Annotated in this window: 1 protein-coding gene; it reads left to right on the forward strand. The window is 73.3% G+C overall.

What is annotated here, in order from left to right; translation table 11 throughout:
* On the forward strand, window positions 1-431 hold a 431-nt coding region (locus Adu01nite_RS14865), incomplete at its 5' end, for a helix-hairpin-helix domain-containing protein (protein WP_239132412.1).
* Between the last annotated feature and the right edge of the window lie 254 nt (window positions 432-685).

The following is a 685-nucleotide window of genomic DNA, read 5'->3' on the forward strand; positions in this document are numbered from 1 at the left end:
CGGAGCCCGTCGCCGTCGAGCCGATCGCCGAGCCCGAGCCGGTCGCCGTCATCACCGAGGCGGAGCCGGTCGCGGTCGTCGCCGAGCCGGAGCCGGTCGCCGTTATCGCCGAGCCCGAGCCGGTCGCCGTTGCCGCCGAGCCCGAGCCGGTCGCGGTCGCTGTTCCCGGCCCGTCCGAGACCGAGCAGGTCGCGGTCGTTCCCGCGCCGGTCGCCGTCGCGGTGGTCGAGCCGGACGACCTCACCAAGATCACCGGCATCGGCCCGAAGATGGCGATGGCGCTCGCCGCCGCCGGCATCACCACCTTCCGCCAGCTGGCCGACACCGACGTGGTCACCCTGCGCGCCGCGATCACCGCATCCGGCCTGCGCCTGGCCCCGACCGTAGCCACCTGGCCGGAGCGCGCGAAGCTGCTGGTCACCACGGTCTGACCACCAAGTCCGCGGCCCCGCCCACAAGCCACGGCCGAACGAACAAACAGCGATGCCCGACGGGATGACCCGCCGGGCATCGCTGTTTCCGCAGCCCTATCACCGCCCCCATCCGCATGGCGGACCCGAGGCCTCAAAATCAGTAGCTGTTCAGCTGGTTGCTGCGTCGAATCGATGCCGCCTGCCCGACGAAATGTCGCCCGGCCGCGCCACCGCGCCACCGGGTCGCCGGATCGCCGCGCCACCGGGTCGCC

Source organism: Paractinoplanes durhamensis, from assembly GCF_016862175.1.
GTDB classification, from domain to species: Bacteria; Actinomycetota; Actinomycetes; order Mycobacteriales; family Micromonosporaceae; genus Actinoplanes; species Actinoplanes durhamensis.